The organism is Fibrella aquatica (genome assembly GCF_041321135.1).
In the GTDB taxonomy this organism is placed as follows: Bacteria; Bacteroidota; Bacteroidia; order Cytophagales; family Spirosomataceae; genus Fibrella; species Fibrella aquatica.
The window spans coordinates 373,617-388,072 of record NZ_JBGGWF010000001.1; the positions used below are offsets into that span (position 1 = coordinate 373,617).

12 protein-coding genes and 1 pseudogene are annotated in these 14,456 nt (G+C 52.3%); 11 read left to right on the forward strand and 2 right to left on the reverse strand.

Going from position 1 to position 14,456, the window contains the following annotated elements:
- Positions 1-1,398 precede the first annotated feature (1,398 nt).
- The 3 genes and pseudogenes from ACAW87_RS25765 to ACAW87_RS01275 all read left to right on the forward strand — a co-directional run.
- Positions 1,399-2,397: pseudogene (locus tag ACAW87_RS25765) on the forward strand (sensor histidine kinase); the annotation flags it as partial.
- Positions 2,398-2,412: 15 nt separating this feature from the next.
- Positions 2,413-3,807: an ATP-binding protein gene (locus ACAW87_RS01270; protein WP_370721330.1), complete on the forward strand. Its 1,395-nt coding sequence runs from the start codon at positions 2,413-2,415 to the stop codon at positions 3,805-3,807.
- Positions 3,808-3,921: 114 nt separating this feature from the next.
- On the forward strand, positions 3,922-4,302 hold the full coding sequence (locus tag ACAW87_RS01275) for a response regulator (protein ID WP_370721331.1): 381 nt from the start codon (positions 3,922-3,924) through the stop codon (positions 4,300-4,302).
- A gap of 276 nt (positions 4,303-4,578) precedes the next feature.
- On the opposite strand, the gene ACAW87_RS01280 is transcribed toward ACAW87_RS01275, so the two are convergent.
- Positions 4,579-5,946 carry a T9SS type B sorting domain-containing protein gene (locus ACAW87_RS01280; protein ID WP_370721332.1) on the reverse strand — a complete coding sequence of 456 codons (1,368 nt, stop codon included), beginning with the start codon at positions 5,944-5,946 and terminating at the stop codon, positions 4,579-4,581.
- A gap of 138 nt (positions 5,947-6,084) precedes the next feature.
- Here ACAW87_RS01280 and ACAW87_RS01285 point away from each other — a divergent pair, with 138 nt between their 5' ends.
- The 4 genes from ACAW87_RS01285 (at position 6,085) to ACAW87_RS01300 (ending at position 10,006) form a co-directional block, all read left to right on the forward strand.
- Positions 6,085-7,257: a homogentisate 1,2-dioxygenase gene (locus ACAW87_RS01285; RefSeq protein WP_370721333.1), complete on the forward strand. Its 1,173-nt coding sequence runs from the start codon at positions 6,085-6,087 to the stop codon at positions 7,255-7,257.
- A 135-nt stretch (positions 7,258-7,392) separates the two neighbouring features.
- Positions 7,393-8,637 (forward strand): fumarylacetoacetase, encoded by a 1,245-nt coding sequence (gene fahA, locus ACAW87_RS01290; RefSeq protein WP_370721334.1) that lies wholly within the window; start codon positions 7,393-7,395, stop codon positions 8,635-8,637.
- Between the two features lie 230 nt (positions 8,638-8,867).
- A complete protein-coding gene (locus ACAW87_RS01295) occupies positions 8,868-9,428 on the forward strand; it encodes a hypothetical protein (RefSeq protein WP_370721335.1) in 561 nt (186 codons plus the stop codon).
- 23 nt (positions 9,429-9,451) lie between these two features.
- Complete coding sequence (locus ACAW87_RS01300) at positions 9,452-10,006, forward strand: hypothetical protein (RefSeq protein ID WP_370721336.1); 555 nt, start codon at positions 9,452-9,454, stop codon at positions 10,004-10,006.
- A 3-nt stretch (positions 10,007-10,009) separates the two neighbouring features.
- Here ACAW87_RS01300 and ACAW87_RS01305 read toward each other — a convergent pair whose 3' ends face one another.
- Positions 10,010-11,077, reverse strand: a complete 1,068-nt coding sequence (locus tag ACAW87_RS01305) for an Ldh family oxidoreductase (RefSeq protein ID WP_370721854.1) — start codon at positions 11,075-11,077, stop codon at positions 10,010-10,012.
- Positions 11,078-11,200: 123 nt separating this feature from the next.
- On the opposite strand from ACAW87_RS01305, the gene ACAW87_RS01310 reads away from it, so the two are divergent.
- From ACAW87_RS01310 to ACAW87_RS01325, 4 genes are all read left to right on the forward strand, one after another.
- A complete protein-coding gene (locus ACAW87_RS01310) occupies positions 11,201-11,755 on the forward strand; it encodes a DUF502 domain-containing protein (protein WP_370721337.1) in 555 nt (184 codons plus the stop codon).
- Positions 11,756-11,829: 74 nt separating this feature from the next.
- Complete coding sequence (locus ACAW87_RS01315; RefSeq protein ID WP_370721338.1) at positions 11,830-12,480, forward strand: hypothetical protein; 651 nt, start codon at positions 11,830-11,832, stop codon at positions 12,478-12,480.
- A gap of 130 nt (positions 12,481-12,610) precedes the next feature.
- Complete coding sequence (locus ACAW87_RS01320) at positions 12,611-13,048, forward strand: response regulator (RefSeq protein WP_370721339.1); 438 nt, start codon at positions 12,611-12,613, stop codon at positions 13,046-13,048.
- 143 nt (positions 13,049-13,191) lie between these two features.
- On the forward strand, positions 13,192-14,427 hold the full coding sequence (locus tag ACAW87_RS01325) for a 3-phosphoshikimate 1-carboxyvinyltransferase (RefSeq protein ID WP_370721340.1): 1,236 nt from the start codon (positions 13,192-13,194) through the stop codon (positions 14,425-14,427).
- Positions 14,428-14,456 lie beyond the last annotated feature (29 nt).

The following is a 14,456-nucleotide window of genomic DNA, read 5'->3' on the forward strand; positions in this document are numbered from 1 at the left end:
TTTCATATGTGTTGAATGTGTCTTTTAATGTGTTGAACGACTATCCTTTTTGTGTCTAATTGATTTCTCTTATTTCGAATGATAAGAGGTTCACATTAAAATTTTATTGACTGTTGCGGGCTGGTATGGTTGGTGATAAATATGAAGGCATATACCCGGCCAACAGGGCTGAACTTGCCGGTTTGAGCCGAAAGGCGTTTCTTTAGGGGATTGAACCACCTTCCTATGTCCCGCTTAGCGTTTGTATTGATTGGCTGGCTACTGGCTTCGCTGGCGATGGGTCAGGTTGTCGTTGTCGATAGTTTGCCCGAAGCGGGATTTCCAATTAAAACTCCCTGGGCGTTTCGAGCGGGCGACGACCCCGACTGGAGACGCCCCGACCTGCCCGATTCAACCTGGCAACGCATTGAGCCGACGCGGCCTGTCTCTGACCTTCTACCCCTACTTCCCAACGGTGTTGGCTGGCTTCGGCTTCGTTTGCAACTAAAACCGGGCCTGATTAAACAGGGCGTTGTACTGATTTGGAAGCAGACCGCTGCTACCGAGTTGTTCTTTAACGGGCAACGAGTACGGCAAACAGGTGTGTTTCCCGCCAACGGTCAACCGGCCAACGCCTCAAGCCCGGCCAACGAACAGTCGGTAGTGGTTGTGCCCGATGCCACAGGTAAATTGGTAGTAGCCGTTCGATTTGCCGTAGATCCTGACATGGAAATGGGCTCACTTAACGTGCCTACTATCTTGTTCTGGGCTAAATTGATGCCTGGAAATCAGCCTGTAGTTGAGTCGTTTATTATTCGCTGGCAACGTATATCAGCGGCGTTTGTGGCCGGCCTGTTCTTTATACTGGCCCTATTGCACGGCCTTTTTTACAGCTACAACAGCACCGACCGAACCAACGGGTCTATGGCATTGGCCTGTCTGGCGTTTGCGGTAGCCTTCGTCGGTATAGCCGTTACGTTCGGCATCGTTGACTCGTATCGGATTTACGTACAGTGGGCACTGTGGGGTACGTTGGCTTATCCGGTGGGGTACGTTGCTCTGATAACGGCTATTTACACGATTTACAAAAAGCCGTTCGGCGTGGTATACTTCCTGGTGCTGGCGCTTATCATTGGTTGTGGTGCCTTGCTGTTCGTCAATGCCAAAACGGGTGCCTACTGGGCAGAGTTTGGCCCGGCATTGCTGGCTACTGCTGAAGGAAGCCGTATTACCCTGATTAAAGCGTCGCGGCAATGGGGAGAGGGCTTTATCTCTACGGGGCTGATCAGCGCGTTGATCCTTTTTTCCGTGTACAGCATTTACCTGTTCGATGAACTGGCACCACTCCGTTTGGTTGCCCTCTCTGATTTTACCCAACAACTCATTTATTACCTGGCTGTACTATTTATTCCTGTCTCGATATCGCTCTATATTGCCAGGTCGTTTGTGTTTACCCAACGCCGCATGGCTGGTCAACTGCTTGAAGTTCAGCGCTTATCAAAGCAATCGTTCGAGCAGGAGAAAGAACGACAAACCATGCTGGCCCGGCAGAAAGAGACGCTGGAAAAACAGGTAGCCGAACGAACTGCCCAGTTGCAGGAGTCGCTCGATGAACTGAGGGAAACGCAAAACCAACTGGTGCAGAAAGAGAAGATGGCCTCATTGGGTGAGCTCACAGCGGGTATTGCCCACGAGATTCAGAACCCGCTCAACTTCGTCAATAACTTCTCGGAGGTATCGGTGGATCTGGTCAATGAACTATTGGAAGAACGCCAACGGCCCGATACCGAACGCGACTTAGGCCTGGAAGACGAGCTGCTGGCCGATCTGAGCCAGAACCTGACCAAGATCAGCCACCACGGGCAGCGGGCCTCGGGCATTGTGCGCAACATGCTGCAACACAGCCGCACCAGCACGGGCCTGCGCGAACCCACCGACCTGAACGCTCTGGCCGACGAGTACCTGCGGTTGAGCTACCACGGCTTGCGGGCTAAAGACAAAAGCTTTAACGCCAGTTTCAACGCTGACCTTGATGCTAACTTGCCACCGGTAAATGTGGTGGGGCAGGATATCGGCCGGGTATTGCTCAACCTCTTCAACAATGCCTTCTACGCCGTGCAGCAACGCAGTCAGCAGGGGGAGGCGAACTACCAGCCAACGGTAACTGTACATACCAAAGTGGTTGGCAAACAGGTCGACATTCGGGTACGTGACAATGGTACAGGTATTCCCGACGAGGTACGGAATAAGATTTTTCAGCCCTTCTTCACCACCAAACCCACCGGTTCTGGTACGGGGCTGGGGCTGAGCCTGAGTTATGATATTATCACGAAGGGCCACGGCGGCACACTCGACGTTGAGTCAGAAGCGGGCGAGTTTACCGAGTTTCGTATTACCTTGCCTATGCAGGTTGCCTAAGCCACATCCGCCATTATGAACGCCCCGCTTTTAGCCGTTACTATCTTCTTCCTGTTTCAAACCCGCAACTTTCTGAATACGAAAGAGAAAATGCCGGTTTGGGATCAATGGCTGGTCAGGGTAGCCATTGGGTTGGGTGGCTTATTTATACTCGATAAAATTCTCGAAAGCAGCGGGGCCGCGTATCAGTTAAAAGCTACGTTCGTTTGCTATTTTGTGCTGGTCTTTACTATCTATGTCGTTCATATTGGGTCAAGACATTTTCCGCCGGCCCGCGCTCTTTTACTATCGCTGGTTCCGTTTTTGGTGGTGCTGGCAGGTACGTCTCTGATCCGAGGCTTACTGGAAGAATCGTTGTACCGACCTTACCGGGAAGTATTCGACACATCGGTGGGCTTTGCCTATGTATGGGTATTTTCGCTGTTTGGCTATGCGGCTCGCCAGCGAAAATCATATAGTAAAGAGCATCAGGCGCAGATAGACCGCGAAGCTGCCGAACGTCGCGAACGGCAAATGCTAGAGGGGCTAGTGCGGGAACGTACCGCCGAAATCACCCGTCAGAAAGAAGAATTGGAGCTGGCTCTGAGTGAGTTACGGGCCACACAGGTGCAGCTGGTGCAACGCGAAAAGCTGGCCTCGTTGGGTGAGCTCACAGCGGGTATTGCCCACGAGATTCAGAACCCGCTCAACTTCGTTAATAACTTCTCGGAGGTATCGGTGGATCTGGTCAATGAACTATTGGAAGAACGCCAACGGCCCGACACCGAACGCGACCTAGGCCTGGAAGACGAACTGCTGGCCGATCTGAGCCAGAACCTGACCAAGATCAGCCACCACGGGCAGCGGGCCTCGGGCATTGTGCGCAACATGCTGCAACACAGCCGTACCAGCACCGGTCTGCGCGAACCCACCGACCTGAACGCTCTGGCCGACGAGTACCTGCGGTTGAGTTACCACGGCTTGCGGGCCAAAGACAAAAGCTTCAACGCCAGTTTTCGCACCGAGCTAGACCCGGATATGCCCCCGGTGAAGGTAGTGGGGCAGGATATCGGCCGGGTATTGCTCAACCTTTTCAACAATGCCTTCTACGCCGTGCAGCAACGACAAATTGCGGAGCGGGAATCGGGTACGTTGAAAGGGTTTGCCTATCAGCCAACCGTAGTGGTGATGACCATGCAAACACCGGTTGGCGTCGAAATTCAAGTCCGCGATAACGGGACGGGCATGCCGGAAGAGGTGCAGCAAAAGATTTTTCAACCCTTTTTTACCACAAAACCCTCGGGCAGCGGCACCGGCCTCGGCCTGAGCCTGAGTTACGACATCATTACCAAAGGCCACGGCGGCACACTATTGTTAGATAGTAAAGACGGCGTCGGCACCACGTTTACCATCTTATTACCAGCAACTTAAAATGAGTTTTGAGTTTGTAGTTTAGGGTTTGATGTTGCGCTGCCAGGTTCACGAGATAGTCAATGAGCAGCGCAACATCAAACCCTAAACTACAAACTCAAAACTTCTTCCCCTATGACTCACATACTTGTCGTTGATGACGAACCTGATGTACAACCGCTGTTTGAGCAGCGGTTTCGGCGCGAAATTAGGAGCGGTGCCGTTCACATGACCTTCGCCTCGTCGGGCGAAGAGGCGTTACAGATTTTCACTGATCGCCCGCACGAAGCCGTGCTTATTCTATCGGATATTAATATGCCGGGTATGAGCGGGCTGGAATTGCTACGTCATATCCGCACGGTAACGCCCGAACGGCCACCGGTAGTGATGATGATAACGGCCTATGGCGATGCCGATAGCCACAAACAGGCTATGGATCTGGGAGCCGATGACTTTCTGGCCAAACCGCTGGATTTTAATTCGTTAAAAGAAAAACTGGCCAACCTGCCGTTGTGACATGGCGGATTTATTGGGTACGCGGATCAAAGGGATTTTAAAATGATTTGCGCAGATTTTTTTGGGTACGCGGATTAGACGGATTTGAAACGATTTGCGCGGATTTTGATAGGTACACGGATTAAAGGGATTTAAAATGATTTGCGCGGATTTTTTTGGCGAAGATACACCACACCTGCATTTTTCCCTATTAGCCCAAATAGCGTTAATTTAGCTAATGTATTAGCCGAATTAATGCTATTTGGGCTAATACGTTTATAGTATCTGGTGGATTCTTTACCTCAACACGGTTAACGTACCTGAGCGGTCGGGCAGAAAAGGAGCCGGGCTGATGACGTACTGGTAGGGGCCGGGCGCTACGGCTTCCCCATCAACACGGCCATCCCAGGGTTGGGTGTAAGGTGATTGGTTCACAATCAGTTCGCCCCAACGGTTATAGATTTTAACCGAACAAGATGGATAGGCTTCAATGCCGGTGAGTGCCCAAACGTCGTTTTGCCCATCGCCGTTAGGCGTAAAGGCCGTCGGGAAAAACAGGCCCGGTAACACGATAATATCGACACTACTGGTCAGCGGACACTGACCGTTTTGACTCACCGTGAGGCGGTAAGTCGTGGTAATGTTAGGTTGAGCCGTAACGCGGGGTAAATTCAGTCGCTCGTCGCCCGGTGCCGGGTCGCCGTTGATGAGCAGGCCCGTAATCGGGTCCCAGGTGTAGGTAAGGTTTGGGTCTGTTGGGCCTTGCAACGTCACCCGCATACCGGCAATAATTGTTTGACTGGCGCCGAGGTCAGGCTGAGGTACGTTGATAACCTGGACAGTCTGGTTAACCGTTGCCTGGCAGCCAGCTGTATTGGTGACCGAATAAGTAACCGTATGTGTGCCATTGCCCGCCTGACCGGGAAAAAACTGTCCATTCTGAACGCCAATGCCTGAAAAAACGCCGCCAGCCGGTGTTGCTGTCAACGTAAGCTGATCAACCGATGCAGCACACACAGCGGGAATAACCGGAAACTGAGGCGTGGGTTTGGCAAAAACCCGAACGGGACCAGCGCTGACTTCGCAATCGGCATCGAGCACGAAAACGCTGTAAAAGCCGGGTTGGCTGGCTACTATGGTTGGGCTGTTGCCGGGTAGCGATAATCCGTTTCGTTGCCAGTTATAGGTGAGACTGCCTGATACCGGTTCGGTTGTGCCAGCCTCGATAGCGGCTACAAGCGGTTCTCCTTCGCAGGCTGCCGATTGAGTGAGGGGAAGAATAGACAACCTGTTGAGATTACTTTGGCGAATAGTCACTTCGTCGGTTTCTACACAACCCGCTGTTGCTGTATTAGTTACCTCGAGTCGGTAGGTGCCCGGTGTGCTAACCGTTAGCAGATATGCGGTTTCGCCCACGATGACCGAGCCGTTTTTAAACCACCGATACTTGTAGGAAGGCAGAATATTAGAGCGCAGGTCGAGCGTTTCACCCGTACAGAGAACGGTCTTACTAGCCGTGATTTCGGCGGGAAAACAAGTCTTTTTTGCCGCACGTGACCCAATTTTTGCCGTGCGCGCACGTGCATGCCGCTGACCATAAGTAGTCAGACTTAGGCACACTAACAGACAGATTAATAGATGTTTATGGGTGATACGTATGAGCATGGCTTTACAACGTACCTGACCCATATCATAAACCATGCCTGATTTTGCCCGTCAATAAACTAAGGCTTAACCATGTTCGTTTATGACAAAAGGAAGATAATTTTGTTGCTTTGACAACTAATTCATCAGCAAACAGCCATGCCTATCTATCATAAACTGGGTACGTTACCCCCAAAACGGCACACGATTTTCAAGAGTCCGGCGGGGGCATTTCACTACGAACAGCTGTTTGGCACCATTGGCTTCGATGGGATGTCGTCGCTGTTGTACCACATTCATCGGCCCACGCAGGTAAAAGCGGTGCTCGATTCGGTTGATTTGCGGCCGGTGGCGGGCGTTGAGCACAACATCATGTCGCGTAAACTGGTGGGGTTCGATGTGCCGCCTGCCGATGATTTTTTGCAAAGCCGCACGCCGCTTCTCTTCAACAACGATGTGGTCGTTGGCGTGGCCGCTCCCCGACAGTCGCTGACCGATTATTTCTACAAAAACGCCGATGCCGATGAACTGCTATTTGTTCACCGTGGCTCAGGTACGTTGCGGACGTTGTTGGGCCAAATTCCCTTTGTGCCCGGTGACTATCTGCTCATTCCGCGCGGGATGATTTATCAGATCAGCTTCGACGCGACGGACGTACCTGAAGGAAGCCGCTTGTTGTATCTGGAATCGACCTCGCCGATTTACACGCCCAAGCGGTATCGTAATCACTTCGGTCAGCAGCTTGAGCATTCGCCCTACAGTGAGCGCGATTTCAAGCTGCCGCAAGACCTGGAAACCCACGACGAGCGCGGTGATTTTGTGATGAAGATCAAGAAGGAGGGTATCCTGCATACGCTCGTGTACGAGACGCATCCGTTCGACGTGGTGGGCTGGGACGGCTACAATTTCCCGTATGGTTTCTCGATCCACAATTTCGAACCAATAACCGGTCGTATCCATCAGCCGCCACCGGTACATCAAACGTTCGAGACCAAATCATGCGTGGTTTGTTCGTTCGTACCGCGCCTCTACGACTACCACCCCGAGGCGATTCCGGCCCCTTACAACCACAGCAACATCGATTCCGACGAGGTGCTGTACTATGTCGATGGTAATTTCATGAGCCGCAACGGCATCTCGCCCGGTATTCTGACGTTGCATCCCGGCGGCATTCCGCACGGCCCGCATCCCGGCGCGATGGAACGGAGCATAGGCAAAACTGGAACCGATGAACTCGCCGTCATGGTCGACACGTTCCGTCCTCTCAAACTCACCAAACAAGCCCTCGGCATCGACGACGGCGTTTATTTTCAATCCTGGCGAGAGGGGTGAAAAGGTGAGGGGTGACTGACGACAGACATCCGTTTCAAGAGTAGCGCCGTTGTGAACCCATAGAGATGGATGTCTGCCGTCAGTCGCCCTTTCACTCCTCGCCCTTTCACCCCTCACCCTTTCACCCCTCACTACATGACTTCCTGGCTCTCCATTGCTCCCGATTCTGACTTTTCGATTCATAATTTGCCGTATGGCCTATTCACAACGGCCGAACAGACCGAGCCACGCGTAGGGGTGGCCATTGGTGATCAGATTCTTGATCTGGCCTTTGCCGCCGACATGGCCATGTTCGATGCCTTTTTGACGTACCAACAGCGCACCGTTTTTCGAAGCCACTTTCTGAACGACTTTATCCGGCTGGGGCGACCCGTTTGGCAACAGGTACGTTCGGCGATACAGGCTGAACTGACCGATGAAACGTCGCTATTTCGTAGTCTGGCCGAATACGCGCTGATTCCGCAGGCCGCTGCTACCATGCACCTGCCTGTGCAGATTGGCGATTACACCGATTTCTACTCCAGCATCGACCACGCCACGAATGTGGGGGTGATGTTTCGTGACCCGGCTAATGCGCTCTTGCCTAACTGGCGTCATTTGCCCGTTGGCTATCACGGGCGAGCATCGTCGGTGGTGGTGTCGGGTACGCCAATCAAACGGCCGAATGGGCAGCGGTTGCCGAAAGGGGAGACACAGCCCGTTTTTGGGTTATCGCAACGGCTCGATTTTGAGCTGGAAACGGCGTTCATTTTGGGTAAAGACACCTCACTGGGTACGTCTCTAGCCCCGGCCGATTTTGAAGAGCACGTGTTTGGTATGGTGCTGTTCAACGACTGGTCAGCGCGGGATATTCAGCAGTGGGAATATGTGCCGTTGGGACCCTTTCTGGGTAAAAGCTTCGGCTCGTCGATGTCGCCCTGGGTCGTGACAATGGATGCCCTTGAGCCCTTCCGGGTGCCCGGATATGTTCAGGAACCCGCTCCGTTGCCGTATTTGACGGAAACTAATCCGTTACCAAATCTCGACATTCATCTGGAAGTTGGGCTAACGACTGCCGGAGGTGAAGAGACCGTTATTTCGCGCTCGAATCAGCGTTTTTTGTACTGGTCGCAGGCGCAGCAACTGGCGCACCATACCGTGAACGGCTGTAACGTTCGGGTGGGTGACCTGATGGCGTCGGGCACTATTTCTGGTCCCGACCGATCATCGTGGGGCTCGTTGCTCGAACTCTCATGGGGCGGTGCCGAACCAATCACGCTGGCTAGCGGCGAAACCCGAACTTTTTTGCAGGATGGCGACACCGTAACGTTTCGCGGTTTTGCCGAAAAAGAAGGTATACGAGTTGGTTTCGGTGCTGTTTCCGGTCAAATTATGTCGTAGAAATACACACAATTGTAACTGTTTAGGTAGGGTGTGTCGTCAGATCCCCGACCTGACGATTTTTTGGGTCCCCGACCCGATCAGAGGCTACTCAACGCTCGAAGAGCATGCAAGTAGTGATCCACCTGCGGTGGTTGAGTGTACTGTAGAGGGGCCGGGGACCTGACAACATATTAACTAAACAGTTACAGTTGATTTGTTTGTGATCAGGCTTTCTGATTACTTACGGCATGCAAACTATGCTACTGACTATCTGGCCTTTCCTGAACCTGTTACTGATTATTGGTATCTGGGGGGCAATGATCCGTTACGCTTCCCGAATCAGCAAAAACAGGCTGTATGTATTCAGCACATTCGTGGTCCTGATAGTGGGCGTTTTGTTCGTGACACCGTCGGTAACCACAATCTACGGGGGAGAGTATACATCGGTCTTTCTGCAATCTCAAACTGCAGTTCCTGTAACCAATCAGGCTTATCACGACGGTGTGTTATTGACTAGCCCGGTATTTACCATCAAGAGCCACGTAGCTGTTTGGCCCGTTAAACTCCCGGATGTCTCGCAGCCGGTTGAGCCTGAATCTGGCCTGTTGCCCGATGCGCTTCAAACTACGCTGCTGATCAAGGCAACAGACATGATGCCGGGGCTTCAATGGATTCCTCAAATTACCTCAGTACGTGTCCTGGCGAATCGGAAATTGGTGTACAGGGCAAGTGGATATATACGGTGGCGACTGCTTGGAGTTCCAGTGTACAACCAGCCTAAAGAGTATGTAGGCCAGGTATCTATTTAAGCTAAACTGACGCTATTCGAGCCATGGAAACTGCTCTGTTAACTATTTGGCCTTTTCTGAATCTGCTAGTTTGGGTGGGTTCTATTGGGCTGTTCATGCGTTTCATTAGCCGATTTAGCCAGAATTTTGGTTGTGGCTCGGCCGCTCTGGTTTTTTTAGTCGGCGTGTCGATGTGCAAATCACCGGACGATACAAAAAGCGCTGTTCGGGGAAATAAAGACACGTATTTGTTACAGGAACCGCAGCCCAAACCGCCTGTGCTGACCATAACAACCCGGAAGGTTACGCTGATAAAAAGTCCGTCATTCGATGTCATTGGCGATATCATCGTTGTTCCAACCACCCTGCGCGATTCCTGCCAAACGGGTAGTGCCGAACTGAACGCCATTTCAATCAATATGGTATCGTGGGGCAGCGGATTTACAGCAGGTTTACAATGGCAACCGATAGCTTCGTCGGTCTCGCTGTCGGCTAACCGGCAAATCAGGTACAGCACAAGTGGCCAACTGATCTGGCGCGTGCTAAGCGTTCCGGTTTACCGGCAGTACAAACTGTTCGAAGGCGAGGTCGCGATTTGATTTTTACAACGTCACACCGAACCGCTCACCGAGTTCTTCCAGTGTTTTGACCACCGTTTCATGGACTGGAATTCCGTTTTGCAGTCGGTCGGCTTCGAGCATTCGTTCGGGGTCACCGGGAACCAAAACTTGCTGTCCCTCAACGGATTTGGCCGACCGGAAGCGCTGAATCCAGGTATCCATATGTTGCTTGAAATCGTCGGCTGGGCGGAAGGCGTCGATGCGCATGGCCCCGAAAAAGTGGCCTGTTCCCGACCCCACACCTTCGTTTGCCTGCATGAAACCCGCCGTGGCGAAAGGCGGAACCCAGGGGCCGTAGTTGGCACCCGACAACACACCCGAAAAAATATCGACAATGGCACCCAGGCCGTAGCCTTTATGGCTACCATGTTCGCGGTCGGAGCCGAGGGGTAGGAGGGCCCCGCCATTTTTTACGGCATTAGCATCGGTGGTCGGGTTACCATTGGCGTCCTGTGCCCAGCCGAGCGGAATATCCTGCCCTTTACGTTGCAGAATTTCGAGCTTGCCATACGCCACTGCTGTTGAGGCAAAATCGGCAAGGAAAGTAGGTTCTGTTGCCGCTGGAATAGCAACGGCTATGGGGTTAGTTCCCAGGAGTTTGTCTAACGAAAACGTAGGTGCAACCAGTGGCGCGGCGTGGGTCATGGCCTGCCCGATCATATCGTGCTCAGCGGCCAGTAGGGCATGATAACCGGCAATGCCGAAGTGGTTTGAATTGCGGACCGCTACCCAACCTGTGCCGGCCACACGTGCTTTCTCAATAGCTACCCGCATGGCCCATGGCCCAACAACCAGCCCCAGCCCCCGATCCCCATCGACCACAGCGGTAGAGGGCGTTTCGTGCACAATGCTGATAGCAGGAGTGGGGTTTAGTCGGCCATTGTCGTACAGGCGAACGTACCCGGCCAACCGGGCAACCCCGTGCGAATCGACGCCGCGCAGGTCGGCAGAAACCAGTACATCGGCGGCTAATTGGGCGTCGGCCTCCGAACAACCAATGGCCTGAAAAATCTGCTCCGTAAACGAGCGCAACTGCTTGGCATGAATCATGGTGTAAAAATAAGGTTCAATGGTCAAGGTCTAACGTTCAAGGTTTCCAACTATGTACCATTTAGTGTCAGGATCGAGCAGCTTGGACATTAGACCTTGACCATTGGACCTTATTTTTGTGCTATGACTAACAAATTTACCAGTCGCTTATTGGCTTATTTTGGACGGGGATTACTGGCTATTGCTCCGCTAGGACTGACTATCTACATGCTTTATGGGGTGTTTGTTTGGGTAGATGGACTGGTGCCGTTTCATATCCCTGGCATCGGTTTTCTGATTATGACCGGCATCATACTGGCGTCGGGTTTGCTGATTTCAACGGTGATTCCGCAATCGGTGGCGTCGCTTTTCGAGGGGTCTATCCGCCATTTACCGTTGGTTAGTCTGATTTATTTCTCAGTTAAAGACCTGATTTCGGCCTTTGTTGGCGATAAGAAAAAGTTTAACCAGCCCGTATTGGTGATGATGAACCGGGAGTCGGGTATTCAGAAAATCGGATTTATTACGCAAACAGACCTGAGCCATTTCAACCTTTCCGACTCGGTGATGGTCTACTGTCCACATTCCTACGCATTCTCGGGTGAATTGTATATTGTACCTGCCGAAAACATCAGGCTATTGAACCTGTCGAGCGCCGAAGCTATGAAGTTGATTGTATCGGGCGGCGTCAGTAAGTAGTAGCCTTTTCGGAATAGTGTTACTATAACCTTTCTTCCGTGAACCGCGTTGAACACGTATAACTGGTTACACGTATGAAGAAGCTGCACGTTTTATTACTGGCTGGTATTGCCCTTTCGAGTATAAAGACTAGTTTGGCTCAGCCCGCTACCGTGCCGGGGGTACGGATGCAGGAGCCCGACCCACGCCCTGAGCAGTTGGCCACTGATACCCTGCCTGCCGTTGACGGACAGGTTAAACGCGTATCGAAAAATCGGTACTTATCGATCGATGTCACAGGTACGTTCGGTCGGTTTCGGCGCTACCGAATCTTTCCTGGCGAAACCATGGCCTTCCGGGCCAAATCAGACGGAGACAAGTACCGGTACCCACTTACGGCGGTGAGCGATACCGCTTTTACCATTGCCTTTCAGAATGAACTGTACGATCAGGCGCAGCCTCTCTCGTTTCCACTGGTCGATGTAAAGCGCGTGTACCTGAATCAGCGTATTCCCTTTGTGAGTGAATTAGGTTATCTGCTACCGGTGGCGGCGGTCATCTTTGTGGCTGCCGACTTTGTGAACCCACGAAGCCTGGATGGGCGCAGCGGACGGTTTCTGTTCGACAGAAAAGCGTTGGTGCCGGGTGGGCTGTTGCTACTGGGCGGGGCAGTATGCTACAAATTATCGCACCGAAGCTATTCCATCAATGACCGGAATAGGCTTAAAGTGTTGTGGACCAACTGATTAAAAGTCGGCCGTATCTATTGCATTAAGTAAGTATTAATTATTAAGAAATGACGTATGTGAGACTTGACTTTTCGAGGGGGTACCGGTACCTTTATACGTAAATAGTTAACCTATAAAGCAAGGGGACATGAGTGAGCATACCATCTTTGTGGCAGAAGACGATGAGGATGACCAGTTCCTCCTCAAAACGGCCTTTGCCTCTACGGGTATGTCGTGTGATCTTGTCTTCTTTACCAACGGTGAAGAGTTAATCAATCAGTTGGCTTCTTCCGCGCAACGCCCCACCCTGGTATTGCTCGATCTGAATATGCCGATCATGGATGGGTTTCAGACGCTGAGCCATTTACGGGCTCACGACGCGTATAAAACAATGCCCGTATTGGTGTTGACAACATCAAGTCAGCGCGAGGACGTTACCCGGGCGTACTCACTGGGGGCTAACTCATTCATCACCAAGCCAAATCAGTACGCCGATCTCACGCGCACGGTGTTGCAACTTCAGCAATTCTGGCTCATGACGGCTAGTATTCCGCAACACAAAAAAGCGGTTTACCCACTATTGTAGGTTTTTCCGACTGTTTTTCGGACCTGATCTGTAAAACAACAACGACCAGTGATTTTACCGTGAGTTTCGTAAAATCTTGGATTTCCCGTAAATCCTGCCGCAAAGCCACGGAGTCGTAGCTGGAAATTGCGTTCTTTTGCAGGATGAATGCCCTCTTACTAACGCCCCCTACGCAGCCCATTCGGGCTACTATTGCGCTGGCCTCTTCGAAAAGTGAAAGTAACCGCGCGCTGATTCTCGATGCGCTTACTGGCTTCCGCTGCCAACTCGATAATCTTTCCACCGCCCGCGACACGCAGACAATGATCCGTTTGCTCCGCGACGTCGAGGCTCCCACTGCCGACGTACTCGATGCGGGCACAACCATGCGTTTCCTGACGGCTTACTTCGCGCTGACGGGTCAAACAAAAATCATGACCGGTACGCCCCGCATGTGTGAACGCCCCATCGGATTACTGGTTGAGGCCCTGCGCACGTTGGGAGCCGACATAACGTACCTGGGTCAGGATGGGTATCCGCCCCTGCAAACCGCTGGTTTTCAATCGACAGGTGTGAATACGTTGAGCATTCGGGGTGATGTGAGTAGCCAGTACATTTCGGCCCTGGCCATGTTGGCTCCGTATTTACCCACTGGCCTTACGCTTCAACTGACAGGTACATTGGGTTCGGTGCCCTATATGACCATGACCCTGCAACAGATGGCGGTATTTGGCGTAAAGGCCACCGCCGATTGGGAAGCACAAACCATTCAGATACCTGCCGGTACGTATCAGCCAACGGCCTACGCTATCGAATCAGACTGGTCGGGGGCCAGTTACTGGTTTAGCACCGTAGCCCTGGCTGCTGATGCCGATATTGAACTGCTGGGTCTGAAAGAGCAGTCGTTGCAAGGTGATAGCGCTATTGTGGGCATTATGGATCAACTGGGGGTGCAGGCCACGTATACGGGCCGGGGTTTCCGGCTCACCAAAAAAGACGCCGCCGATCAACTCACCGTCGATTTCACCAACTGCCCTGATCTGGCGCAGACCGTAGCCGTTTGTTGCGCCTTGAAAGGTATTCCTGCCACATTTACGGGAATCGAAAGCTTGAAAATAAAGGAAACCGATCGGGTTGTGGCTATCCAGAACGAGCTACGAAAATTTGGCGGTGATCTGGTAGAGGTAGTGCCCAACGACCGTTACGAGGTACGTTCTGCCTCACTGACCAGTACCGAACCAGTGACAATTGAGACCTACGACGATCACCGGATGGCTATGGCATTTGCGCCCATTGCCATGCTCCGCCCCGTTATCATCGAAGAGCCGGGTGTGGTTGCCAAATCATATCCGTCTTTCTGGGACGATTTCAAGCTTGTAGCCGGTGTAGAAACCGTATAAACTAGCAGACCGATTCACAAAAATGGTTG

Coding starts and splice junctions, on each gene's coding strand:
- ACAW87_RS01320 (WP_370721339.1), top strand. CDS start 12,611: ATGAGTGAGCATACCATCTTTGTGGCAGAAGACGATGAGGATGACCAG.
- ACAW87_RS01325 (WP_370721340.1), top strand. CDS start 13,192: ATGAATGCCCTCTTACTAACGCCCCCTACGCAGCCCATTCGGGCTACT.
- ACAW87_RS01280 (WP_370721332.1), bottom strand. CDS start 5,946: ATGCTCATACGTATCACCCATAAACATCTATTAATCTGTCTGTTAGTG.
- ACAW87_RS01300 (WP_370721336.1), top strand. CDS start 9,452: ATGGAAACTGCTCTGTTAACTATTTGGCCTTTTCTGAATCTGCTAGTT.
- ACAW87_RS01285 (WP_370721333.1), top strand. CDS start 6,085: ATGCCTATCTATCATAAACTGGGTACGTTACCCCCAAAACGGCACACG.
- ACAW87_RS01270 (WP_370721330.1), top strand. CDS start 2,413: ATGAACGCCCCGCTTTTAGCCGTTACTATCTTCTTCCTGTTTCAAACC.
- ACAW87_RS01305 (WP_370721854.1), bottom strand. CDS start 11,077: ATGATTCATGCCAAGCAGTTGCGCTCGTTTACGGAGCAGATTTTTCAG.
- ACAW87_RS01275 (WP_370721331.1), top strand. CDS start 3,922: ATGACTCACATACTTGTCGTTGATGACGAACCTGATGTACAACCGCTG.
- ACAW87_RS01295 (WP_370721335.1), top strand. CDS start 8,868: ATGCAAACTATGCTACTGACTATCTGGCCTTTCCTGAACCTGTTACTG.
- ACAW87_RS01315 (WP_370721338.1), top strand. CDS start 11,830: ATGAAGAAGCTGCACGTTTTATTACTGGCTGGTATTGCCCTTTCGAGT.
- ACAW87_RS01310 (WP_370721337.1), top strand. CDS start 11,201: ATGACTAACAAATTTACCAGTCGCTTATTGGCTTATTTTGGACGGGGA.
- fahA (WP_370721334.1), top strand. CDS start 7,393: ATGACTTCCTGGCTCTCCATTGCTCCCGATTCTGACTTTTCGATTCAT.